This is a genomic window from Streptosporangium minutum, assembly GCF_002149035.1.
GTDB classification, from domain to species: Bacteria; Actinomycetota; Actinomycetes; order Streptosporangiales; family Streptosporangiaceae; genus Streptosporangium; species Streptosporangium minutum.
In genome coordinates this window covers 23,302-47,116 of the sequence record NZ_NGFP01000010.1, presented here as the reverse complement: position 1 = coordinate 47,116, position 23,815 = coordinate 23,302, and the positions used below count along the sequence as shown (strand labels likewise).

The window sequence follows — 23,815 nt, the reverse complement described above, 5'->3', positions numbered from 1 at the left end:
ATGGGCGGCTGTGTCCGCGTGAACACCTGCCGGATCTCCCGGCCTCGACGCCGCCGGCGGAGTCCCGCCCCTGACGCGCGCCGCCGTCAGGCGGTCAGCGCGAGGCCGGCACTCTCCGCCTGCGCCTCCGGAGGCGCGGTACGGCGGGCGATGGCAGGGCCCATCGCCATGATCACGACCGCGGCCGCGATCCCGGCCAGCAGGGCGGTCCACCACAGCACGGCCGGGCTGAAGTGGGTGTAGACGGTGGCGCCCACGGTCAGCGCGGTGAACCGGGCCAGGCCCCATGTCCACTGGAAGGCCCCCTGGTATCGGCCGCGAGCGTGGGCGGGCGCCAGGTTGGCGATGATCGAGGCCGCGATCCCGCCGACGCAGGCCTCGCCCACCGACCACAGCAGCACGGTCAGGGCGTACTCGACCGGCTGGTCTGCCGCTCCCGTCAGGGCGACGCCGACCGCGATCAGCACGCTGGCCACGCCGAGCACCGGCAGCTGCGGCAGCCGGGAGAGCAGACCCGTGGCGACCGGCTGCAGCACCACGACCACCACCGCGTTGATCATCGCCATGTAGCCGTAGACGGCGGGAGAGAGCCCGTCGTCGCGGACGGCGAGGGGCAGGGCGACCTCGGTCAGCGAGTAGACCGCCAGCTGGACGCCGAACAGCGGCAGCAGCGCGAGCATCAGCCGGTCGCGCAGCACCACCCCGTAGCCGGCGCCGCCGTTCTCCCTCGCCGGGCGCCGGGCGGACCGGTCGGCCGGCAGGAAGACCACGACGATCAGCGCGTACCCGAGCGCGCTGACGACGTCGACCGCGAACAGCAGCCAGTAGCCCTGCTCGGCCAGGAACCCGCCGAGCACGCCCGCGACCGCGGTGCCGACGTTGACTCCCCAGCCGAACAGCGAGTACGCCGCCCGGCGGCGCTCGGCAGCCACCGTGTCGGCCAGCACCGCGTACGCCGCCGGGCCGACCATCGCGCCGGCCATGGTGAGCGTCAGCGCGGCCAGCGCCAGCGTGATCACCCCCGGCGCCACGAACAGCGCTCCGTTGGCGGCCGCGTTCCCGACCAGCCCGATCAGCATCGTGGGCCGCCGGCCCAGACGGTCGGCGAGCAGGCCGCCCAGCATGGGGCCGATCAGGTGCCCCGCGCCCAGCGCGCCCAGGATGTACGGGGTCTGCTCGGCCGAGATGCCGCGCGAGGCCAGGTAGAACACCAGGAACGGGGTGACCAGGTAGCCGATCCGGCTGACGACGGTCCCGGCGAACAGGATCCAGACCTGCCGGGAGAGGCCGCCGAACTGGTCGGCCACGGAGGAGCGCAGAGAGGGCATGCGGAGATCCTGCGGCGCTCCGCGCGATGCGGCCATTGATTAAGCTCAGACCGAATACTCGACCATCCGGGAGAGCACATGCAGTCCGAGCTGGCCTTCTCCACGGGCGACCTGGCGCACACCTGCTTCGCCGTCTCCCCCATGTGGGAGGTCGTGACCAGCTTCCGCCTGCTGGTCGGTTCCCCCGTACCGGCACCGCACCGGTCATGGGCCGAGCAGGTGCTGCCCCGGCTGAGGGCGGCGGGTCTGGACCGCGGCCGGCTGGCCCGCCTGATCCCCGCCGGAGGTTATCTCGCCGACTTCCTCACCCCGACCCCGGCCACACCGTTCCCCACCCTGGAGTCCGAGCTCGCCGCGATCCGGGAGACCCCGGCCGAGCAGGTGCGGGAGGACCTCCGCCACCTGGCGGCGGACTCCCGGGAGCCGTGGGAGCTGCCACAGGATGATCTCTCCCGCGTGACGGCCGAGATCGAGACCTACTGGGAGCTGGCCCTGGGCCCCTACTGGGCCCGCGTCCGCGCGGTGCTGGAGGCGGACGTCTTCCACCGGGCCAGGCAGGTCGCCGAGTACGGCGCCGCCCACCTGCTCAACGACCTGCACACCTCGGTGAGCTGGGACGACGACACTCTGCGGCTCGTCAGACGGCAGTGCACGGTCACCCGGGAGGGCGCCGGCGCCGGACTGATCCTGGTGCCCTCGGTGTTCGCCTGGCCGACTGTCCTGATCAGGATCGTCGCACCGGACACGCCACAGCTCGCCTATCCGGCCAGAGGCTTCGGGACCGTCTGGGAACGGCGCGCGAGCGCGGACAACGCCGCCATCGCCGCCGTGATCGGCCGGTCACGCGCGCTGCTCCTGGCCGAGCTGGAGACTCCGGCCTCCACCACCCAGCTCGCGCGCCGGGCCGGCCTGTCGGCGGCGGGGGTCTCCCAGCACCTGACCGCGCTGCGCGACGCCGGTCTGGTCACCGCCCACCGGGCCGGCCGTTCGGTCCTCTACGCCCGCACCACGGTGGCCGACTCCCTGCTCGCGGCCGCACCCGCGTGAGGCCGGGTGTTCCCTGACCGCGGTCCGCGGAGGCACGTCGCGATCGGCGGACACCGGGATCACGCTTTCGGTGTCCCCGGTGTCCCCGGTGTCGTCGGCGGGCCGGTCCGCCGCCCCCGGAGGTCCGGGGGCGGTGAAGACCGCCCTCCGGATCCGGGACGGTGAAGGCCGCCCGCCCGGCGGTCATGCCGCGGAGAGGGCGTCGATCGGCCGGGTGCGCAGGGCGCCCACGGTCGTCGGGACGGTGGCCAGCATCACGAGCAGGAAGGCGCCGCCGACGATGGCGAGATACATCCACGCCGGGCCGGACGCGATCGGCGAGCCGGTCTTGACCAGGCTGTAGGGCACCGTCGTGGCCGCGGCGGCGACGGTGCCCAGCACGACGGCGATGCCCGCGGTCACGGCGGCCTCGACGGTGACCATTGCCAGCACCTGGCCACGGGTGGCGGCCGACAGCCGCAGGAGGCCGAACTCGCGGCGTCGCCGGCGGGTGGCCGCGACAAGGGTGTTGACCACCACGATCGCCGAGAAGCCGATGATCATGGTGACGATCAGGTAGTTCACGGGGGCGAGCTGCGCGCCGACGTCGCCCGCGACGGCGGGTCCCCGATGGGCGCCGTCCTCCGTGCTCTGCATGTAGAGGGTTCCGGCCGCGATGCCGACCAGGAGGATCAGCGGAGATGCCACGCCGGCGCTGTGCCTGGCCCGCACGCGGGTGTTGCGGGCGGCCAGCCGGGCGGTGGCTCCGAGCCGGGCGTGGGCGAACCATCCGACGGGCGTCACGGCCAGCGGGCTGAGCAGGGCGAGCCCGACGGCGACGGCGACGCCCGCCGGGCCCGCGGTGCTGGAGAGCAGCGGACCGTTCTCCATGAAGAGAGTCCCCGCCGCCAGGCTCAGACCGACGGCCAGCAACCCCAGGCCGCCGACCGCCCGAGCACGGCTGAGCAGCCGGGTCGCCGACGGCGACGCCTCGCCCAGCGCGCGCACGGGCGGGATGGAGGCGGCTCGCCTGCTGGAGATCAGGGCGGCGGCGACCGCCGCGGCCAGGGACGTGCCCGCGCCGACCGCGACGCAGAGCCAGCCGGCGCTCAACCGGGTGGAAGCACCGACCAGACCGCCGTCCACCAGCCGCCCGAGGACGACCGCGCCGAGCGCGACACCGGGCAGCAGACCGGCCACGACCGCCGGCAGCGCCACGATCACCGTCTCCAGCACGACGTTCTGCCGGATCTGCCGCGGGGTGGCGGCGATCGACCGCAGCAGCGCGAGCTCCTGCTCCCGGTGCTGGATCGTCAGGGAGACGGTGGAGACCACGCCGAAAGCCACGATCGCCACCGTCCACCCGCCCAGGATGGCGGGCAGCATGATCAGGAACCCGGAGCTGCGCCCGGTCTCCAGCCCGGTCTCCAGCAGGCTCGCGAACGCGGTGAGCAGGGCGGTGCCGGTCGCCATCACGGCGGCCGAGGCGAGGTACGACCCGATGTGGGCGCGGACCGTGAGGAAGGCCAGCCTCCACATCATCGGAGACCACCGTCCCGGCGGCCCGGCGCCGCGTCCGCCGGCCCGGCGGACCGGTCCGGCGCGGACAGCCGGGCCATCCGCGCGGCCACCGCCTCGGGGCTCGGCCGCGACATGGTGTCCACAATCCGCCCGTCGGCGAAGAACACCACCGTGTCGGCGTAGGAGGCCGCGACCGGGTCGTGGGTCACCATGACGATCGTCTGCTGGGTCAGGGTCACCGCCTCCCGCAGGATGCCGAGCACGTCGCGTGCGGCCTGGGTGTCCAGCGCGCCGGTGGGTTCGTCCGCGAAGACGACGGCGGGCCGGGAGAGCACGGCGCGGGCGATGGCCACGCGCTGCTGCTGGCCGCCGGACAGCTCCGCCGGCCGATGGTCGGACCGCTCGGCGAGCCCCAGCCGCGCGAGCAACGCCCGTACGGCCCGCTCGTCGGGCCGGCGGCCGGCGAACTCAAGGGGGAGTGCAACGTTCTGCGCCACCGTCAGCGTCGGCACGAGGTTGAACGATTGGAAGATGAAACCCATGCGGTCGCGCCGCAGCCGGGTCAGAGCCGTTTCGTCCAGGTCGCTCAGCTCGTGGCCGTCCAGAACCACGGATCCGGAGGTCGGCCGGTCAAGCCCGGCGGCGCAGTGCAGCAGGGTGCTCTTCCCCGACCCCGACGGCCCCATCACCGCGGTGAAGGTGCCACGCGGGATGGACATCGTCACCCTGTCAAGAGCGGTCACGACGGCATCGCCGTGTCCGTGGCGCTTGACCACCTCATGGAGTTCAAGGGCGTGACGCGAAGCCGTATGCGACATTTGTGAGTACGCTGTACGAGTCATAAATACACCGTACCGCACTTATGGATCAAAAGATTGAATTTTATTAAATCCGCAGGTCAGAGCGGTAAATATACACATAGTCACGTTCACTGCCTATAATTTCGTCACGCCACGAGTTTCGTGACGTAAATCGACGGAGGTCATCAAGCGTGCCGACGTGTGAGATGTGCGGACGGACATTGCGCCTCGCCGTGCGGGGGCGGCCGCCGCGGTACTGCTCGCGCGCCTGCCGGGCGCGGGCCTACCGGATGCGGGTCGCGGACCGTTCCGCGACCGACACCCGGCCCGGCGGCCGAGCCGAGGCCCAGGGCGAGGGCCGAGCCGGGGTCCGAGCCGAAGTCCAGGGCGGAGTCCAGGGCGAGGGCCGAGCCGAGGGCCAGGCCGATCCCGGAGCCGGCCCCCGGGCCGATCCCGGAGCCGGCCCCCGGGCCGATCCCGGAGCCGACGCCCGGCGGATGCCCGAGAGCACCGAGACCGGCCTTTCGGAAGGGACCCTGGATCAGCGGCTCATCGTGCGCACCGCGATCGAGCTCGCCGACCGCGACGGCGTCGCCGCGGTGTCCATGCGGCGCGTCGCCACCGAGCTGGGGGTGGGCGTGATGTCGCTGTACCGGTATGTCGCAAGCCGCGAGGAGCTCAACGACCTCATGGTGGACACCGTCTTCGGGGAACGGCCGCTGCCCGAACCGGGCCCGGACGGCTGGCGGGCCAAGCTGGAGCTCTCCGCGCGCGAGGAGTGGGCGCTCTACCGAGATCATCCCTGGGTGTCGCACCTCGTCGCGGTCACCACCCGGCCGCCGATCGCCCCGAGCCTCATGGCGTACACGGACTGGCGCATGCGGGCCCTGGACGGCCATCGGCTGGACTTCGCCACCATGGTCCAGATCGCCATCATGATCGGCACATACCTGCAGAGCGCGGCCATGCCTCTCGCCCACGAGGCGCAGGCGGCGCGGGCGACCCGCAACACCCGGCAACAGTGGGCGGACGCCCGGCAGGACGCGCTCCACCGCACCCTGCGCACCGCGCATCTTCCGATGGTGTCGGAGTTCGGCACCGAGGCGTTTCAGGCGTCCGAGCCGGAGAACATCTTCGAGTTCGGCCTCCACCGCATGCTCGACGGCGTCGCCGCCCTGCTCGACGCGGTCAGAGCGGCAGGTGACACACCGGCGGGGTCTCCGGCAGGTCCGGGCGACGGCCGATCAGGCATTGACGAAATTTAATTACATGTTATTCATGTGAAATGTCAGAAAATTTCGTATAGCTACACCACCTGATCGGGAACCGTCGGAGCCCACCCCCCAAGGAGGATGCGCATGGCGCGCAGCCAGCCCACCGACCCGCCCATCGACTTACAGGCAGCCGTCCGAGGAGAGGTCTCCTGGTTCTGCTGCGGCACGGCCTGGGGGCCCTGCAGCAGCACAGGCAAGGGAGCCTGCGGCACCTGCAACTCCGGGAACCTGCAACACGCCTGGCCCAACACCTCGGACGCCTGCTGGGCGATCACCCGGCCGGACAGCTGCGGTTTCGCGCTGAGCCGCAGGACCTGCGGCTTCCAGCACCGGATCACCGCGCTGTGCAGCGGCACCAGCGTCGTCACCTCCATCGCCGACTGCGGCCCGCAGACGGACCTGTTCTGCGGCGAGCGCAGCTGCTGCGGCGCGACCTGCGCCACCGACCGCATCATCGACCTGACCCCGGCCGCCTACAGCCGGATCGCCAGCCTGTCGACCGGCCTCCGGCCATGTGAGATCTCGACCCCCTAGGAGGCCGTCGTGACCAGCAGAAGGCAACTGCTCAAGTCCGCCGTTCTCGGAGGCGGGGCCGGCGTCGTCGCCGCGACCGCGCTGGGATCACTCGGCCCGGAGGCCGCCTTCGGCGCCGCCGCACCCGACGTCGAGCCCGGCGCGCCCGACCCCGACTTCGCCGAGGGCCGGATCCGTTCCATCAAGGACAACACGCTGCTCGTCCTGGGGTCGAACATGGTGTTCCACAACATCAGGGTCGTCGACGGAACGAGCCTGTGGAAGCTGGGCCCCACCAGCTTCGACCAGGCCAGGCCCGGTGACGGCCTCTACGCCCGGGGCGTCCGCATGCCCGACGGGGTGCTGGCCGCCGAGTCGGTCTGGCTCAACATCGTCAACATCAAGGGGCACGTCAGCAACATCACCAGCGAGAAGATCCATCTCGACCACAAGGGACAGGAGGTCCTCTGCCACCGCGTGGCGGGCAAGTCGATCGCCGTCTACTCCGACGCGCCGCCCTCGGCCGACCTGTCGCTGCTGCGCGTGGGCCAGCACGTGCAGATCCTGGGCGCCTGGCGGCCGGACACCAACGAAGTCGACATCGCCACCGTCTTCTCCCCTCACTAGGAGCGACAGATGTATGGGATCGCCGCGCTGCAGCCGTACGTGATCGGCCTCTTCCTGCTCTGGGCCGCCCTGATGAAACTGCTCGACCGGCGGATGCGGGCGCAGGCCGGGCAGACCGCCCTGGGCCGGCTGGTCGGCTCGGCGCGCGCGGTCCCCGCACTCCGGCTCGTCGGAGTGCTGGAGCTCGCTGTGGCGGTCGCGTTGCTGCTGCCGCCCGCCCTCCCCGTGGAGGGTGCGGCCGCGGCCGTGCTCTCCACGGGATTCCTGGTCTATCTCACCTACGCGCACCTGGCCGCGCCCGCCTCGTCGTGCGGCTGTCTGGGCGCGCACTCGCGGCCCGTGAACTGGCGCGGATTCGCCCGGGCGGGACTTCTGCTCGTCATGAGCCTCGTGGCGGTCCAGGCGCGGCTGTATCCGGTGGACCCGTGGCTCGTGGTGCTGGGCCTGGCGGAGGCCGTCGCCCTGCTGGGGCTCTCGGCTGAGCTGGACCGCCACTGGCTGATGCCCCTGCGCCGGCTTCTCGTACGGCTGCGCAAGCCGCTCGCCGTACCCTCCTCACAGGAGATCCCGCTGGAGGTCACGATGCGCCTCCTCTATCTCAGCCCCGCCTACTGCTCGGCGTCCGCGCGGCTCACCTCGGACGTCCAGGACGTGTGGGACGAGGACGGCCTGCGGTTCGTGGTCTACGCGGCCGGAGGGCGTACGGCGGTGTTCGCCGTTCCGCTCCCCGGCGACGATCCGTCGGCCATCCGCGTCGCCCTCACCGACGAGCCCGCGCTCATCTGACGTTCCAGGCGTCATGCCGCCGCCGTCCCCGACCCGGACGGGCGCGAGTGGTCGCCCCGCGCGGCGGCGGAAAAGACCGGCCTCAGCTCGCCGAGCCGGCCGCGCCCGCGTCGCTCCGCGCCTCGCGGGCGCGCCACTCGTCGGCGAGCACCGACCAGACCTCGATGTCGATGCGCCGGCCCTCGCGCGGGTAGGCCTGCCGCAGGGTGCCGTCGCGGGTCATGCCCAGCCGCTTGGCGACGTTGATGCTGCGCGCGTTGTCGGCGTTGGTGCGCCACTCGACGCGCTGGATGCCGCGCTCGTTCACCGCCCAGCCGACGATCCGCTCGGCGGCGCGGGTGATCAACCCGTTGCCCTCCGCGCCGGGTTCGAGCCAGCAGCCCGCCTCGCAGACGCCCAGCGCGGCGTCGAACGACACGAACAGCACGCCGCCGACGAGTGTGCCCTCCAGCCAGATCCCCCAGATGCCGCCCGCGTCCTGTGCCCGCCTGTCGGCGTAGCGCCGCAGCACCGCACGGGCCTCGGCGAGGTCGGTGGCGACGAAGGTCGGCGACACCCACGGCGAGATGTGCTCGCGCGCCCGGTCGAGGTTGGCGAGGAACTCCTCGGCCAGCCACGGCTCAAGGGGCCGCAGTTCCGCGCGGTCGGTGAGGGGAAGGGCGAACATCGGACCTCCGGGCACATTCATAACAAACGTTCGGTATGTAGGCTAGTAGACCATGAGCCCCGCCCGCACCGACCACGACGCCCGCCGCCACGACGTCTCCGAGGCGGTCTGGCGGGTCCTCGCCGAGCACGGGTTCGCCGGTCTCACCCTGCGCGCGGTCGCGGCGGCCATGGGGGCCTCCACCGGGCTCGTCACGCACTACTTCGCGGGCAAGCACGAGCTGATCGCGCACGCCCTCGACATCCTGGAGGCACGCACGCGGCAGCGCCCGCGCCTGGAGGCGCCCGCCGCGACCGGACTGCCCGCACTCCGCATCCACCTGCTCGACATACTCCCGCTGACGCCGGACGGGGTGGCGATCAACCGGATCTGGGTCGGCTCCTGGGACGTGGCGCTCTCCGACCCCGCGCTCTTCGCGGCGCAGGCCACCCGGTACGAGCGCATCCGCGCGGTGCTGCGCGCCGCGATCGAGGACGCGCAGCGCCTGGGCGAGCTGCCCGCCCGGGCCGACGCGTGGCGGCTGGCGACGACCGCGCTGTCCTTCACGCACGGCCTGGTGGTGCAGGCGCTCTTCGCCCCGGACAGGCTCCCGCCGGAGCACCAGATCGAGCTCGTCGACGACTTCCTCGCCGGGCTCGCCGCTGACGCCGACCAATCCACTTGACCACCGGGCGCTGGTCGCGTGGCGTGAGGGCGTGGCGACGTCATGCGCACCACGGGACCGCGGCATGCTCGCCGGCCGCCGTCCGTCCACTCGTGTCCCCGGCCCCTCCGACGCACCGCCCCAGGCGGAGCCGACACCGTCACGCTCCGCCGGTCAGGCGGGCGATCTCGTCGCGTACGGCGCGGCTGAGCCCGTCGAGGAGCCGATCGGCACGGCCGTCCGAGGTCGCGGACAGCAGTTCCGCGACGACGGCGGGCGGCACGTATCCGAGCACCCGGCAGGCGCGCCGCACCGTCATCGCCTCCACCAGGCGGACCGCGGCGGGGACGATGCCGAGCGCGCCGAGGACAGCGGCCGTGACACGGTCATCCGTGTGCGCCAGGATGCTCGCGCTCCGGCTGGGGGGCATCGCGCCCACCAGCCTGGCCGCCCGATGCGGGGGCATGTGGTCGATCACCCGCGCGGCTCGCGGCGGCGGCAGCAGCGCCAGCACCTCGGCTGCCGTGCCCGACGCTTCCGCCGCGCCGCCCAGGAGCCGCCCGGCGGCCTTCGGCTCCATCGAGCCGAGCAGGGTGGCGGCCTCCTGGCGGGGCCGATCGAGCAGCGGGCTTCCGCCGTCGCGGCCTTCCCCCGCCCGGGCCGGATCCCGGACCGGCCCCGAGCCGTGCGCACCGTGTCCGCGCCGTGCCTCCTGGCCCGTTCCCGGGCCGGTGCGCCGCTCCGGCTCCTGCCGTTCATGGGGCCGCGGCGCCGGGCCCGCGAGGATCGTGTCCAGCCGCCGCCCCAGCTCGGCCGCCCCCATCCGCCGAGCGGGGGCGGTGACGAGCAGGCCGGCGATCGCGTCGGCGAGCGGACCCGGTCGCCGGAAGCGCGGAGGCCGGCCGGCGGTGACCGCCCGCACCGTTTCGAGCGGGCTGTCACGGAGGAACGGCGAGTAGCCCTCCAGCGCGCAGAACAGCGTCACTCCCAGCGACCACAAGTCCGACGCCGGCCCCACCACGTGCCCGTCGATCCGTTCCGGCGCCATGAACTCGATGGTTCCGAGCAGCATGTTGGCCGACGTGAGGCCGCTCTCCCCGGAGATCCGCGCGATACCGAAGTCGACCAGGAAGACCCGGTCGTCGGGATCAACGATGATGTTGGCCGGTTTGACGTCCCGGTGCAGCACCTGCGCGTCGTGCACGGCGGCCAGTCCGTCCAGCACCTCACGTCCCACCCGGGTGATCTCCCGCTCGGAGAGGACCTGCCGCCGGGAGAGGGTCTGCCGCTCGATCCGGCGGTCCAGCGACGTGCCCTCGATGTACTCCATGACGATCCACGGCGATCCGTCGTCCATGAAGGCGTCGTAGATGTCGACGACCGCCGGATGCCGGATCCGCGCGGCGGCACGCGCTTCGCTCAGCGCCCTCTTCCGCCGTACGGCCATGTCCTCGCCGTACGGCGCCAGCACGACCTCTTTGAGCGCGACGGATCGCCGCAGCGTCCGGTCCCAGGCGAGCCACACCGTGCCCATGCCGCCCCTGCCGAGCCGGGACCTCAGCTCGTACCGGCCTTGGACGATTCGTGCCGTCATCCGGTGGCCTCAGTCCTCGTCGGGGAGCAGTTCGATCCCGCCCGAGCGCTCCGCACCCGGTCCCGGTCTCCGCATGATGCGGGTGTCCGTCATGCCACGCAGGGCCTGGTCTTCCATGGGCCCGTACTCGTAGCCGGGGTCAGCCGACTCGGCCTGGGTGCCGTTCGGTCCTCGGGGTGGCCGCGTCTCCTCCCCGAAGGCGGCGCCGGGCCGTCGCGAGGTGTCCTCCCGGGGCGACCAGATGCTCCAGACGCTGTCCGACCCGCCGGGCTCCGCCGGCCGGGACCGGGACCCGGCGCGAACACCGAACTCATCGCGCATGCCGTCCAGCTCCTGGCGCTCGGCGAGCGCGAGCGCCTTCTCATAGATGCCGGGCCGCTGCATGAGCTTCACCGCGACCGGCAGACATTCGATGAGCAGGAACAACGCGAACAGCAGCAGCCGGGCCATGCTGAGGGTGATGTCCTTGCCGGTCAGCTCGTTGAGCGCCCGGAGCCGGATGAGCAGCCCGTCGGTGGCCAGGTTGTCCTCGTCGAAGGACCGCTGGATCCGGGCCTGCTGCTCGACCGCGGCGTCGAGCTGGCGCTGGGCCTTGGGCAGGGCCTCCTCCGCGGCGGCGAGCCGTGTCCCCTTGGCCTGTTCCCCGGTCGCGTTCAACTCCCGCTTTCGGTCCTCTATCTGCCGGGTGAGCAGCTCGATGCGCCCCTTGTCTTTTTCGTACGCACGCCGGCTCTCCTGAGCGAGTGGACCATTGCCCTTTTTGATGCAGTTTGGACCACCATAGAGCTGGCACTGCCACTCTTTGTAGTGTTTGTCCGCTCGCTTCTGCTCATCGGCGCGCTGGGCGGACAGCGCCTTTATCTTCGAGTCCTGTTCTATGTCAAGGGGAACGTCGCCGCCGGAGGAAATCACCTGCCGCAGATCGGCCACCTCCTTGCGGAGCTGGCTGACGCTCTTTCCCACCGCGCCCTGCTCCTGCTGTACGGCGAAGGCGTCACCGCGCCGCTGTTTCATCTCGGTGATCTGGGTGTCGATCTCGGCCTTGAAAACCTGCAGCACCAGAGGAGTGGAGATCACCAGGCCGAGCACGACGGCGACGAGGACGCGCGGCGCGGCCAGCGCCCAGCGGTTCGGCGCGTCAGCCCTGATCGTGGAGACGAGCCACCGGTCAAGGCTGAGGATCGCCAGGCCCCACAGCAGAGCGGCGGCGACGGCGAGGACGATGTTGACGCTGAGCGTGCTGTTGAGGGCGAACGTCATGGAGACGAAGGCGAGCACGCTCGTGGTGAGAACGGCGCCCCCGATGCCCTCGAATTTGCCGCGTTCGGTCGGGCACGTCCGGAGAACCTCGGGTCGCGCTCCTGACAGCGCGACCAAAACCCCGGACAGCGCGCTCAGGAAACGTCTCATACTCCTCCTCGCAAAGGGAGTCTCATCGCGTCGGCACCGATTGGAACGGCGTCGGCTCCCCGGAGGGGATATCATAGGCGCCCAATATCGTATTTACAGATACCCGATAGAATTTCATCGAGGAATCCCGATACAGCACCTCGCCCCAGCGGCACCTCCTAACGTTATATACGCCGACCAATCGGGACACCAGGGACGCAGCGCAGCTAATACGACATATCTATGGAGGACTCCTCGTGCCGGAGCCCGACAGGGATCTGAGCAGGAAGGCGATCGCCCAGGCCCTGGCCGACCTCGCCGACACCGATCGCCTCACCCTGGTGGAGATCGCCGCCGACGGCGTCACCACGTTCCTGCTCCACCGGGACGACAACGGCCGCCCCCGCGGCCGGAGCTGGTCGGCGACCTGGCCGGGCCTCGCGGGCGAACGCGGGTGGGGCACCCATCCGGCCGAGACCCGGGAGGCCGTGCTACGCATGGCCCGCGCCGCCTCGTCCACCGCCGACGTGATGCTCGTAGCCGCGTCCTCCGCTGATCCGCAGGTCGAGCAGGCCCTCGCCTGGCTGCGCGCGGCACATCCCGCCGCGCAGGTGCTGCGAGCCGAAGCCCCGATCGCCGCACTGATCCGGGAGGTCATCGCCGACGACCCGCTGACCAGGTCGTACGAGCTGATCGTCGTCCTCGTCGACTCGGATACCAGCCGACCTCGGCTGACCAGCAGGCAGCTCTTCCCCCTCGGCTCCCGTCCGGGGGCCCGGACCCGGGTCGCCCTCCGCTGCGAAGCCGCGGGCGCGCACGGCACCGCGTTCGCCGTGGTCACCTGGCAGGGTCCGAAGCCGCGGCTGCTGTCCGTGCAGTCCGCCCCGGTCGCGCCCGGCCGGTATGAGGTGACCGCCGAGCTGGTACGGCCCGGCCGCGTACGGTTCACCGGCCTGCCCGCGCTCTCGCCCGACCCTCGGGGCTGGGATCAGCTCGTCGCCGCGCTCCCGGATCGGCTGGCGGGGGGCAGCGGCCCGGCGCACCTCGTCTGCGCGGTGGAGGTCTGCGGAGCGGACGACCAGGTCGCGGAACGGCTGAGCCGGGCACGCCAGATGATCAGCTCTGCCTCCGGCGAGCTCGGTGGCCTGCTCCGGGTCTCCCTCCTCGCCTACGCGGCGCACTCGTACGACCCGTCGGCGCCGGAGTTCCCGGTGCGGATCGCGGCCTGGGAGGCCGGCGCGGGAGAGGCTCTGAACGCACTCGGCGCGCTGGAGGAACGGGGAGCGGTGGCCAGGGGATATCCGTACCATCCCCACGCGGCGCAGCTTGAGGACATGCTCGCCGTGGTGGTCGAACGGCTCGGCCGGGCGGATCCGGCGCCCGCCGTCATCCTCACCGTCGGAGGCCTCCCACCGCACCCGGCTCGCACCGACCAGTCCAGGATCCTGCCCTGCCCCCACCGGCACGACTGGCGGAAGCTGCTCGCCGCCCTGCGGCAGCGGCAGGGCACGGTGCTGGGCGCGATCTGCGACCAGCCCGCCGACCAGGCGCACCAGGTGTGGCACCGGATCGGCGCGGCGGCCCTGGCCCATCTGGAGGCGGTGGACGTGCGCGGCCTGGCCGCCGATCTCGGCCTGGTCGCCTCCTCCCCGGTCCATCTCCCGTTCCCCCTGCTCGACGAGACGGAGTGACGACGCGCATGCAGCCCGATCCGAGCCGGGAACGTCCCGATCACAACATCGCCATGTGGGGCGCTCCCGGCAGTGGCAAAACCACTCTGCTGGCGGCGTTGTTCATCGCCCTGACCAAGAGCGACGATGACTGGAAGATCATCGGATCCGACCCCGCGTCGTCGGACTACCTGATCGAGAAGACCAACGCCCTGTTGCGGGGCAAGCTGTTCCCCGAGGCGAACATGACCATGGAGCGCTATCACTGGACGCTGCTCGGCCCCGCTCTCCGCAAGCCCGGCTTCTGGAGCAGGAAGGCCAAGCCGGGGCCGCCGGCCCGGATAGGCATCGGCATGACCGACGCTCCCGGGGGGTGGTACGGCCCGGCGGGCGGCCCGAGCGCTCTGGACGGCTCGGGAGACCCCCGTCTGCAAAAGCTGCTGGACAACCTTGAGCGGAGCCGGGGCATCGTCTTCCTCTACGACCCGATCAGGGAGTTCACCCTCGGGGACGCCTTCGACCACATGCACGCCCCGCTCACCCGGCTCGCCGAGCGGATGCTCGCCGCCGGCGAGTTCACCGACGGGAAGTTGCCGCACCACATCGCCGTGTGCGTCACCAAGTTCGACGACCCCCGGGTGCTTGAGACGGCGGAGAAGCGACGGCTGCTCACCGTGGACATCGACGATCCGTACCGGCTGCCCCGGGTGACCAGCGAGGACGCGCGGGAGCTGTTCCACGAGCTGTGCCAGGTGTCGGCCAGTGGCACCGCCGACATGGTGCTCAAGGCGCTCGACCAGTTCTTCCACCCGGATCGGATCCGCTTCTTCGCCACGTCCTCGATCGGCTTCTATGTGGACCGGCGCACGAAGCGTTTCGACTGGGACGACTTCCAGAACATGGTCCCCGGAGAGGCGGACGAGGATTCACGCATCCGGGGGCAGTTGCATCCGATCAACGTGGTGGAGCCCATGCTCTGGCTGGGGCAGCGGCTCGCCGCGATCCGGCCGACGGTGGTCTCGTGACCGACCACGAGATCGGATTCGAGTGGGCGCTGGAGGGGAAGCGGCCCGGCGCCCACGACGACTACGAGCTGCTCGACTGGAGCGACGACCGCCTCGGGCCCGAGGTCTTCGAGAAGATCAGGAGCAGGTACGCCACGGGTCTCTCGGCGGATCTGCCCCAGGTGACGATCGCGGTCGCGGCGACCAGGGAGCGCGAGCAGGTGTCGCACCACATCGTGCTCGCGGCCCAGGAGTGGTCCGGGCACCGGGACGCCACCAACCGTAAGATCGCCTACACCCGCTGGTTCTACGTCCCGTACCAGGATCTGGCCGTCCATCAGGTGTCCTATGAGGCCCTCTACCACGCCCTCGCGGGCCTGCCGGCGACCCCGTCCCCTCCCCTGGTCGTACGCGTGCCGGAGTTCGACCCCACGGCCCTCGTCCCCGGGTCGGACGCGCGGTACGCCGCCGCGCTGCTGCTGACCGGGCGGCCCGTCTGCGTGGTGGGCGCGGACAGGGTTCCCATGATCGAACGGTTGCGCTTTCTGGACACCGTCGCCGCGCTCCTGCCGTACGGCATGCGGACGAGGTTGACCGCGGCGACCTGGACCAGCAGCACGGCCCGGCACAAGCTCAGGCTGTCCTTCGCGCGGCACGCGCCGGAGAACGCCTACGAGGTGCGGTGGGGCCACGGAGCGGAGATCACCTGGCGGGACGGCCGGGCGAACGTGTGCCTGGGCCTGCTGGCCCGGCACGATGTCCAGCTCGAGGACATGCTGCGGGGGCTCGCCGGGCTGACCGATCCGCTGTCGTTCGGCCCCGAGGACCTACCGAACGCCGCACGGCTGCTTGAATACGCCGGCTCCGGGCTGCTGTCCCCCGACGCCACCGGCGTGTGGCGGAAGGCGAAGCCGGGCTCGGAGGATCCCCGGGCAGGGGGCCCCGGTGCGGACACGGTCGTCGCGGCGGGGCATCGAAAGGCCTTGCCCGGCCCCAGCGCGCCCGGTTCCGAGGATCGTGATCCGGTTCCGGGAGGAGGGGGCGGTGTCCCGGAGGCCGGGGCGGTCCCGCCCGCCGCGGTGACCGTGCCCTACCGGCCGACGGCCGCCGTAGGCCCGGCCCCGGGCACCGTGCCCCACCGGCCGACGGCCGCCGCGGGCCCGGCTCCGAACACCGTGCCGCCCTCGATGCGGGCCGCGCTCGGCGAGCTGGAACAGGCCGACCGCGAAAGGCGGCTCCGGCCCGGCTGGGGCCTGCACGGCAAGGTCACCATGGTCGTGGCCTTCGCGACGCTGGCCATCACCTTGATCGGCACCGGTGTCGTCGCGATGCTGCTCGCCCCCGGCGGCGATCCCCCCGCCGCGGGGGACTCGGCAGGGACGGAACCGGGCACGGTCGTCGTCCAGGCTCCGCCCGGGCAGGAGGACGCGTTCGCCAGGAACCTCGTGGCCAAGGCCGTCCAGCGGACGGGCTATCGGTCCGAGATCCGGCTGAGTGACGCCCCCGCCGAGACCGCACCCGTCGCGGAGCCGGCCGTGGTCCTCGTGGAGATCCCTCCGGCGGATCCCGCCCTCTCGGGTGCCCTGCCGACGTGGCCGGTGGATCCGCCGGCGGCGCAGGGGTTCTCCGCGGTCGCCGCCATCCCGGTCCCGAACCGAGACGTCCTGGTCTACGACGCCGGTCTGATCAAGCCGGAGAAGTTGACGGCGGCCTTCGCACGCCCGGACAAGGAGGTCCGGATCTCTGTGCCGGACACCTCCCAGGAGGGGCCCTCCCGGGAGCGGCCTGAGCAGATCCTGCGGCAGCGCCATCCCTGGCTGCATCTGGAGACCGTCCCGGGGACCGACCCACTGCGCGCTCTCCGGGACAAGGCGGTGCAAGCCGCCATCGTGCCCCGCGAGGCCGCCCGCGACAGCGGTTATCCCCGATCGGAAGCGCTCGCCGGGATGCCGAGCCGCTCGCTGCTCATTCTGTGCAACCAGGCCGGTGGCCGCGCGCTGCGCGACGCGCTGGACACGGTCGCCCGGTCCATCGACCCCGGCAGGCTGGCATCGGAGGACTTCGACTCCCCGGTGACGGCGGCCGCCCGGCTGGTCGAGTCGGCCCTGCCATCACCGTCCGGCGCCGTCCCCCATGCCGGGGACCGGGAGAGCGACTGGAGGGAGGACCCCTTCTGGCCCGCCCTCTCCCTGGTCGCCGCCGGGAGCGCCGCCGGATTCCTGGCCCTCCTGCTGGGGATACGGCTGCCGACCAGGATCGAGCCGCACCGGCACCAGTCGCGCCCGCCGTCCGCGCCGGCCTCGCCCGACTCCTGAGCACACGGCTCGTCCAACGAAGAAAGCCCAGGTCGGCTATGTCGACCTGGGCTTTCCGCTGGTGCGCCGCCAGGGACTCGAACCCCGGACCCGCTGATTAAGAGTCAGCTGCTCTAACCAACTGAGCTAGCGGCGCGTGAAGCTCTTGAAGGATAGCGCACTTTCCAGAGGGCTTCGAAACGGAGAACCTTGAGCCGCTAGGGTAGAACAACATTCGGTCCTGTACTGGGAGTGCACATGTGGTTCGCCTCGCCCGCCGACGTCCGGGAGCGGCTCAGCGCCGTGGACTACCTCGCCGACGACTCCATCGCGACCTCGGTCTTCCTGGCCGGCGCGCTGGGCAAGCCGCTGCTCGCCGAGGGCCCGGCGGGGGTGGGCAAGACCCAGCTCGCCAAGGCCGTGGCGGCCGCGACCGGGGCCTCGCTCATCCGGCTGCAGTGCTACGAGGGGCTCGACGAGGCCAGGGCGCTGTACGAGTGGAACTACAAGAAGCAGCTCCTGCGCATCCAGGCCGGAAACGGCGAGGGCTGGGACGCCACCCACGACGACATCTTCACCGAGGAGTTCCTGCTCGAAAGGCCCCTGCTGCGGGCGATCAGGTCCGAGACCCCGACGGTCCTGCTGATCGACGAGACCGACAAGGCCGACGTCGAGGTGGAGGGGCTGCTGCTGGAGATCCTCTCCGACTACCAGGTCACGATCCCCGAGCTCGGCACGATCACGGCCGTGCGCAGGCCGTACGTGGTGCTGACCTCCAACGCGACCCGCGAGCTGTCCGAGGCGCTCAAGCGGCGCTGCCTCTACCTGCACCTGGAGTATCCGTCGCCGGAGCGCGAGCGCGACATCGTGCTGGCGCAGGTGCCCGCGATCGAGGCGGGCCTGGCCGAGCAGCTCGCCCGTACGGTCGCCACGATGCGCACCCTTGAGCTGAAGAAGGCGCCCTCCATCGCCGAGACCGTCGACTGGGCCAACACGCTGCTCGCGCTGGGCCGTACCGAGCTGGACGAGGCGACGGTCGGCGCCACCCTCGGGGTCGTGCTCAAGCACGCCTCCGACCAGACCCGGGCACGCAAGGAACTGGCGCTGTGAGCGGCCGGAGCCGAGGGGCGGGAGGCCCTGTGAACGGACAGACCGGGAAGCAGGGGGGCGGGAGGTGAGCCTGCTCGACCGGCATGTCGGCTTCGTACACGCGCTGCGTGAGGCCGGGCTGCCGGTCTCGCTGGCCGAGGGGCTGGACGCGGCACGGGCGCTTCAGGTGATCGACCTGGCCGAGCGGGAGTCGCTGCGCGCCGCCTACGCCGCGACCCTGGTCAAGCGGCCCTCGCACCGGCCGGGTTTCGACACGCTCTTCGACCTGTGGTTCCCCGCGTCGACCACCGGCCTGTACGGCCCGCGCCCCGAGGACGGCCCGGACGCCGCCGGGCCGGATCTGGAGACCGCGGCGGTCCCCGAGCTGCGGGACCGGCTGGCCGAGCTGCTGCTGGGCGCCGACGGGATGAACGAGTTCGCCCGGGCGATGGTGGAGCGCTTCGGCCGCCAGACAGCGGGCCCCGGCCGGCAGAACTGGTTCTCCTACTCGGTGCTGCGGGCGCTGTCCCCCGAGACGCTCATGGCCCGGCTGCTCGCCGAGGTGCTGGCCGGCCAGGAGCGCGGCGGCCTGGCGGAGAAGGTGGCCCGGCAGCGGATCGGGGAGAACACCAGGCGCTTCGAGGACGCCGTCTCCACCGACGTGCGCCGCCGGATCGCCGAGGACTCCGGGATCGAGCGGATCGCGCGCTCCGCCGTACGGCCGCCGCTGGAGCAGCTCGACTTCCTCAGGGTGACGAAGGCCGACCTGTCCAGGCTGCGCCGCGAGGTCCAGCCTCTCGCCCGCCGCCTGGCCGCCCGGCTGACCGTCAAGCACCGGCTCGGCCACCGGGGGCGCCTGGACTTCCGCCGGACCGTGCGGGCCTCGCTGTCCAGCGGCGGGGTGCCACTGACCACCTTCAACAAGCCGCGCCGCCCGCACAAGCCCGAGCTGGTCATCCTCTGCGACACCAGCGACTCGGTCGCCTCCTTCGCCCACTTCACGCTGCTGCTCACCTACGCGCTGCGCGAGCAGTTCACCAAGGTCCGCGCGTTCGGCTTCGTGGACACCGTGGACGAGATCACCCGGTTCTTCGTCCCCGGCGCCGACGTGGTGGAGGCGATGACCCGGCTGGCCAAGGAGGCCGACATGGTGCGGTTCGGCCGGACCAATTACGGCAACGCCTTCGAGCGGTTCGCCGAGCGGTACGGCGACGCCATCGGGCCGAAGACGTCCCTGCTGATCCTGGGCGACGCGCGCTCCAACTACCAGCCGCCCGCGCTGGAGACGCTGAGACGCCTGAGCCGGGAGGCCCGGCACGCCTACTGGCTCAACCCGGAGCCGGTGAGCCAGTGGGACACCGGTGACTCGGTGGCCACGGCGTACGGGCAGATCGTCCCGATGCACGAGTGCCGCAACGTCGTCCAGCTCGCGGCCTTCATCGAGGAGTTGGCCTGACACCGAGAACGAGGTGTCCGTCCTGCGGGGAAAGCTCAGCCCGCGTTGAACCGCTCCACGCTGAACCGGTTGAGATCCTCCGGTCAGGCAGCACGCGCCCGGACGTCATCGCTGCTCATTGCCTGTAACTCCCATCAGACGGGCCGAGCCGCCCCTGCAGCAAGCGATCAGGCCAGACGGGTGGACAACCAGCGCGCCCCAGAGCCAAGCCTGGAACGCCGCTGAGTGCGGCCTCCGCCGTTTGCCCGCCGTAGCCCTATCCATCTCTCCACAAATTGCGAATCTGCGCAATTAACTATATGTTGATGCGTGTACTGTCGGGTGAGATCGAGGTCAGGGGTGTGCTGTGAGCGGGTCTTTCGCTGCCGCGGTCAGGGAACGGGGGCGCCGGGCAGCCGCGGCGTTGGAGGCGGCCCGTCGTGGCGATGATGTCGACGCGCTGATGCTGGCCGAAGCGGAGTGGGACCATGTGGCGCGGTTGGCTCGCACGCACGGTGTGCCGACCGGCTCGGATGAGGCCGGACCGGGCGAGGGAACGGCTCTGTGATGTCGGTTCCGTTGTATGAGGCCAAGGCGGAGCTGTTTCGACTGCTGGGCCACCCCGTGCGGATCCGGGTGCTGGAGCTGCTGCAGGAGGGCCCGATGCCGGTGCGGGACCTGCTGGCCGCCATTGAGGTCGAGCCGACGGGACTGTCGCAGCACCTGGCCGTACTACGCCGCTCGGGGATGGTCGGCGCGCACCGCGACGGTTCCACCGTGGTCTACGCCTTGGCCGGCGGGGATGTGGCCGAGTTGCTGCGCGCGGCCCGCAAGTTGCTGACCCAGAAGCTCACCGAGCAGCACGAGTTGCTGAGCGAACTGATCCAGGCGGAGGCCGGCTCCTCGTGACCCCCTTGTTCTCCTCGGGCTGGGCCCGCCTGCGCAGCGTGCTGCCCGAGGGCGGGGAGTTGGCCGCGATGGGCCGCCGTCCCCGCCGTGACCTGCTAGCCGGGTTGACGGTGGCGATCGTGGCATTGCCGCTGGCGCTGGGGTTCGGCATCTCCTCGGGTATGGGCGCCGCAGCGGGCCTGGCCACCGCGGTGGTCGCCGGAGTACTGGCGGCCTTGTTCGGCGGCTCGGGCTTGCAGGTGTCCGGCCCGACCGGGGCGATGACGGTGGTACTGGTTCCGATCATGCACGCGCACGGCGCCTCCGGTGTGCTGATGGTCGGTGTGCTGGCCGGGCTGATGTTGATCGCGTTGGCGCTGGGCCGCGCGGGCAAGTACATGGCCCTGGTGCCTGCCCCGGTGGTGGAGGGCTTCACCATCGGCATCGCCTGTGTGATCGGCCTACAGCAGGTCCCGGCCGCCCTGGGCGTGCCGACCCCGGAGGGAGACAAGGTCCTCGCCGTGGCCTGGCAGGCCGCGCAGGACTTCCTCGCCCAGCCGCGGTGGTGGGCACTGGGCATCGCCTTGACGGTGGCCGCGGTGATGCTGCTGGGGGCGCGCCGGCGGCCCACCGTACCCTTCTCCCTGCTCGCCGTAGCCGCCGCCACCCTGCTGGCGCAGTTGGTCGACCTGCCGGTAGCGCGCATCGGAGACCTGCCCGCCACCTTGCCCTCCCCCTCCCTGGCCTTCGTGGATGTGAGCGTGCTGAGCTCGCTGCTCGCTCCTGCGGTCGCGGTCGCGGCCTTGGCCGCGTTGGAGTCGCTGCTGTCGGCCGCCGTGGCCGACGGCATGAGCGTCAACCACAAGCACGACCCCGACCGGGAACTGTTCGGCCAGGGCCTGGCCAACCTCATCGTCCCGCTGTTCGGCGGCGTCCCGGCCACCGGCGCCATCGCCCGCACCGCGGTCAATGTCCGCTCCGGCGCCCAATCACGGCTGGCGGCGCTGGCTCACGCGGGTGTCTTGGCCGTGATCGTGTTCACCGCCGCCGACCTGGTCGCCCAGATCCCACTGGCCGCGCTGGCCGGTGTGCTGCTGGCCACCTCGGTGCGGATGGTGGAGGTCGGCTCGGTCAAAGCCATGATCCGCTCCACCCGCGGCGACGCCGTCGTCTTGGGGTTGACCGCTATCGCCACCTTGGCGCTCGACCTGGTCCAGGCCGTCATCCTCGGCCTGATCGTGGCCGGCGCGCTGGCATTGCGCTCCATTTCGCGCGACGTCCGCCTGGACGCGATGCCGATTCACCCTGATCTGCCCGGCGACCACACCGAGCAAGAACACGCCCTGCTGGCCGAGCACATCGTCGCCTACCGTCTGGACGGGCCGCTGTTCTTCGCCGCGGCCCACCGTTTTCTGCTGGAGCTGTCCGAGGTCGCCACCGTCTCCGTGGTGATCTTGCGCATGTCCCGTGTCACCACCATCGACGCCAGCGGCGCTCTGGTCCTGGGCGATGCCATTGAACGCCTACAGCGCCGCGGCATCACCGTCTACATCTCCGGCATCCGCACCGACCACCACCAGCCCCTGCACGCCCTCGGCACCATCGCCCGTCTCGATGAGGCCAGTCACGTCTTCGCCACCACCCCCGAAGCCATCGCCGCGGCCCGAGACCGGCTCCGATGCACCGGAGTTCTGCCCGCGCCCGCCGCCACCTCCTCGGCATCGGACCTAAGCAGGTCACGCCCGTAGAAGGCGGTCTGCCGCCGAGGAGCGTGTCACCAGGTACACGCGAGCCGGGGATCGTATCGCAGCGGCACGCGAACGTACGCTAAGTCCGTTCATGCAGCAGTGGGACGTGCTCGACTTCCTCGCCCGCAAGGCCGCCGCCCTCTCCCCTGGTCGACGCGCTCGCCCGCCACCCGGCTCCGCGTTGGACGCCCGATCGTCAGCCCGCGGCCAGGTCCATGCGGAGGAACTCGGTGATGCGGAGTAGCTTCGGTGGGCGTGTCACCTCGTCGGAGAGAGCCTGGAACGCCTCGTCTTTCCCGACGAGGCGTGGGGCGGCGAGCTCCACCTCACTCCCGTCGACCCGGAGCCGCGCCCCGTCGGCCGCCAGGACGTTCTGCACCCAGTCCGAGCGCGATCCGTACACCAGAACGAACAGGTAGCCACCGTCAACAGGGTGCGCATCGAGCGGCGTGCGGTAGGTCATGCCAGAGCTGCGACCGACGTGCGTCAGCACCGGCCACGTCCCGCCCGCGATCGCACGAGGGTTGAACACCCGCTTGTTCACGTGCCCCCACCACAGCGGCATCGGCATCGGGATCTCCTTGTCTCACCCCGTCGGGGCGTGTCGCGGGTCAGACGTTCGCCGAGCTCACAGCCGATTCCAGCCGATTCCAACCGGTAAGACTTACGGCCGTAAGGCGACTTACACTCGCAAGGCTGGCTTACGCATGTAAGGTTGTCAACCCGCCCATACTTGGAGCCGCCGTGTCACCCTCACCACCGCTACCGCCACGGCAACCACTCAGCAGAGGTCGCGTGCTGGAAGCCGCGATCCGGATCGCGGATCGCGGCGGCGTGGAGGCGATCACGATGCGACGGGTGGCGCAGGAGCTGGGCGTGGAGGCGATGTCGCTCTACCACCACGTACCGAACAAGGACGCGATCCTCGACGGCGTGGTCGACATGGTGTTCGCGGCGATCGAGCTACCCGGTACCGAGTGCGGCGATTGGCGCGACGCGATCCGTACGCGCGCTTCCTCCGCGCGTGCGGTCTTGTCGCAGCACAGCTGGGCCCTCGGCCTCATGGACTCCCGTCGCACCCCGGGGCCGGCGACGCTACGCCACCACGACGCCGTCCTCGGTGTCTTACGGGAGGCGGGGTTCACGCTGCCGATGGCCGCGCACGCCGTCTCGCTCATCGACAGCTACGTCGGCGGGTTCGTCCTTCAGGAGGCGAACCTGCCGGTGACGACGCCGGACGATGTCGGGGAAGTGGCCGGCGACATCCTCGACCACCTGCCGGCGGGCGAATTTCCGTACCTCACGGAGATGATCGTCGACCACGCCCTGCAACCGGGCTACGACCACACGAGCGAGTTCGGCTACGGCCTGGCCCTCATTCTGGACGCACTCGAAGCCCGCCGGAGGCAGAGCCCCGACACCGCCACGTGAGACGCGCCCGATGCCGGAGCACGAGGTGTTCTCCGGCGCACGACGGGATCGCGGCGGTGCACGAATGGCGGAACGTCATCCAGATCGC

At 71.4% G+C, this 23,815-nt stretch carries 21 protein-coding genes and 1 tRNA gene; 14 read left to right on the top strand and 8 right to left on the bottom strand.

Annotation, left to right across the window (positions count from 1 at the left end):
- Positions 1-86: 86 nt before the first annotated feature.
- Complete coding sequence (locus CA984_RS04040; RefSeq protein ID WP_086568234.1) at positions 87-1,328, bottom strand: MFS transporter; 1,242 nt, start codon at positions 1,326-1,328, stop codon at positions 87-89.
- Positions 1,329-1,406: 78 nt separating this feature from the next.
- Here CA984_RS04040 and CA984_RS04035 point away from each other — a divergent pair, with 78 nt between their 5' ends.
- Complete coding sequence (locus CA984_RS04035; RefSeq protein ID WP_086568233.1) at positions 1,407-2,375, top strand: ArsR/SmtB family transcription factor; 969 nt, start codon at positions 1,407-1,409, stop codon at positions 2,373-2,375.
- A 183-nt stretch (positions 2,376-2,558) separates the two neighbouring features.
- On the opposite strand, the gene CA984_RS04030 is transcribed toward CA984_RS04035, so the two are convergent.
- Together CA984_RS04030 and CA984_RS04025 are read right to left on the bottom strand one after the other, a co-directional pair.
- Complete coding sequence (locus tag CA984_RS04030) at positions 2,559-3,896, bottom strand: FtsX-like permease family protein (RefSeq protein ID WP_133061545.1); 1,338 nt, start codon at positions 3,894-3,896, stop codon at positions 2,559-2,561.
- On the bottom strand, positions 3,893-4,693 hold the full coding sequence (locus CA984_RS04025; RefSeq protein ID WP_086568230.1) for an ABC transporter ATP-binding protein: 801 nt from the start codon (positions 4,691-4,693) through the stop codon (positions 3,893-3,895). Before CA984_RS04025 ends, CA984_RS04030 begins: the two co-directional genes overlap by 4 nt.
- 203 nt (positions 4,694-4,896) lie before the next feature.
- Between CA984_RS04025 and CA984_RS04020 the strand changes: the two genes are divergently transcribed.
- The 4 genes from CA984_RS04020 (at position 4,897) to CA984_RS04005 (ending at position 7,875) form a co-directional block, all read left to right on the top strand.
- Entirely contained in the window at positions 4,897-5,940 is a 1,044-nt protein-coding gene (locus tag CA984_RS04020; protein ID WP_086568228.1) for a TetR/AcrR family transcriptional regulator, read from the top strand.
- Positions 5,941-6,033: 93 nt separating this feature from the next.
- Positions 6,034-6,483: an RlpA-like double-psi beta-barrel domain-containing protein gene (locus CA984_RS04015; RefSeq protein WP_051865070.1), complete on the top strand. Its 450-nt coding sequence runs from the start codon at positions 6,034-6,036 to the stop codon at positions 6,481-6,483.
- 9 nt (positions 6,484-6,492) lie between these two features.
- Positions 6,493-7,089, top strand: coding sequence for a cell wall protein (locus CA984_RS04010; protein WP_086568226.1), 597 nt, complete (start codon positions 6,493-6,495; stop codon positions 7,087-7,089).
- A gap of 9 nt (positions 7,090-7,098) precedes the next feature.
- On the top strand, positions 7,099-7,875 hold the full coding sequence (locus CA984_RS04005) for a MauE/DoxX family redox-associated membrane protein (protein WP_086568224.1): 777 nt from the start codon (positions 7,099-7,101) through the stop codon (positions 7,873-7,875).
- Between the two features lie 82 nt (positions 7,876-7,957).
- On the opposite strand, the gene CA984_RS04000 is transcribed toward CA984_RS04005, so the two are convergent.
- Positions 7,958-8,542, bottom strand: a complete 585-nt coding sequence (locus CA984_RS04000) for a GNAT family N-acetyltransferase (RefSeq protein ID WP_086568222.1) — start codon at positions 8,540-8,542, stop codon at positions 7,958-7,960.
- Between the two features lie 52 nt (positions 8,543-8,594).
- Here CA984_RS04000 and CA984_RS03995 point away from each other — a divergent pair, with 52 nt between their 5' ends.
- Positions 8,595-9,206 (top strand): TetR/AcrR family transcriptional regulator, encoded by a 612-nt coding sequence (locus CA984_RS03995; protein WP_086568220.1) that lies wholly within the window; start codon positions 8,595-8,597, stop codon positions 9,204-9,206.
- 139 nt (positions 9,207-9,345) lie between these two features.
- Here the strand turns inward: CA984_RS03995 and CA984_RS03990 are convergent, their stop codons facing one another.
- Positions 9,346-10,779, bottom strand: coding sequence for a protein kinase domain-containing protein (locus tag CA984_RS03990; RefSeq protein ID WP_086568218.1), 1,434 nt, complete (start codon positions 10,777-10,779; stop codon positions 9,346-9,348).
- Between the two features lie 9 nt (positions 10,780-10,788).
- A complete protein-coding gene (locus tag CA984_RS03985) occupies positions 10,789-12,189 on the bottom strand; it encodes a DUF4407 domain-containing protein (protein WP_165781092.1) in 1,401 nt (466 codons plus the stop codon).
- A gap of 236 nt (positions 12,190-12,425) precedes the next feature.
- On the opposite strand from CA984_RS03985, the gene CA984_RS03980 reads away from it, so the two are divergent.
- From CA984_RS03980 to CA984_RS03970, 3 genes are read left to right on the top strand one after another with little or no spacing between them, the layout of a single operon-like run.
- A complete protein-coding gene (locus CA984_RS03980) occupies positions 12,426-13,859 on the top strand; it encodes a hypothetical protein (protein ID WP_086568214.1) in 1,434 nt (477 codons plus the stop codon).
- 8 nt (positions 13,860-13,867) lie between these two features.
- Complete coding sequence (locus CA984_RS03975; protein ID WP_086568212.1) at positions 13,868-14,863, top strand: hypothetical protein; 996 nt, start codon at positions 13,868-13,870, stop codon at positions 14,861-14,863.
- Positions 14,860-17,157, top strand: coding sequence for a hypothetical protein (locus CA984_RS03970; protein WP_086568209.1), 2,298 nt, complete (start codon positions 14,860-14,862; stop codon positions 17,155-17,157). The genes CA984_RS03975 and CA984_RS03970 overlap by 4 nt, the downstream gene beginning before the upstream one ends.
- Positions 17,158-17,216: 59 nt before the next feature.
- Here CA984_RS03970 and CA984_RS03965 read toward each other — a convergent pair.
- Positions 17,217-17,293 (bottom strand) — tRNA-Lys (locus CA984_RS03965).
- Between the two features lie 101 nt (positions 17,294-17,394).
- Here CA984_RS03965 and CA984_RS03960 point away from each other — a divergent pair.
- From CA984_RS03960 to CA984_RS03945, 4 genes are all read left to right on the top strand, one after another.
- Entirely contained in the window at positions 17,395-18,246 is an 852-nt protein-coding gene (locus CA984_RS03960) for an AAA family ATPase (RefSeq protein ID WP_086568206.1), read from the top strand.
- Positions 18,247-18,310: 64 nt separating this feature from the next.
- The gene (locus tag CA984_RS03955; protein WP_086568204.1) at positions 18,311-19,681 is read left to right on the top strand and encodes a vWA domain-containing protein; all 1,371 of its coding nucleotides are present in this window, start codon (positions 18,311-18,313) and stop codon (positions 19,679-19,681) included.
- Positions 19,682-20,227: 546 nt separating this feature from the next.
- A complete protein-coding gene (locus tag CA984_RS03950) occupies positions 20,228-20,569 on the top strand; it encodes an ArsR/SmtB family transcription factor (protein WP_086568201.1) in 342 nt (113 codons plus the stop codon).
- Between the two features lie 68 nt (positions 20,570-20,637).
- Entirely contained in the window at positions 20,638-22,296 is a 1,659-nt protein-coding gene (locus tag CA984_RS03945; RefSeq protein ID WP_207620715.1) for a SulP family inorganic anion transporter, read from the top strand.
- Positions 22,297-22,492: 196 nt separating this feature from the next.
- Here CA984_RS03945 and CA984_RS03940 read toward each other — a convergent pair whose 3' ends face one another.
- A complete protein-coding gene (locus tag CA984_RS03940) occupies positions 22,493-22,867 on the bottom strand; it encodes a nitroreductase family deazaflavin-dependent oxidoreductase (protein ID WP_086568195.1) in 375 nt (124 codons plus the stop codon).
- A 224-nt stretch (positions 22,868-23,091) separates the two neighbouring features.
- Here CA984_RS03940 and CA984_RS03935 point away from each other — a divergent pair, with 224 nt between their 5' ends.
- Complete coding sequence (locus CA984_RS03935; RefSeq protein ID WP_086568193.1) at positions 23,092-23,727, top strand: TetR/AcrR family transcriptional regulator; 636 nt, start codon at positions 23,092-23,094, stop codon at positions 23,725-23,727.
- Positions 23,728-23,815: the final 88 nt, after the last annotated feature.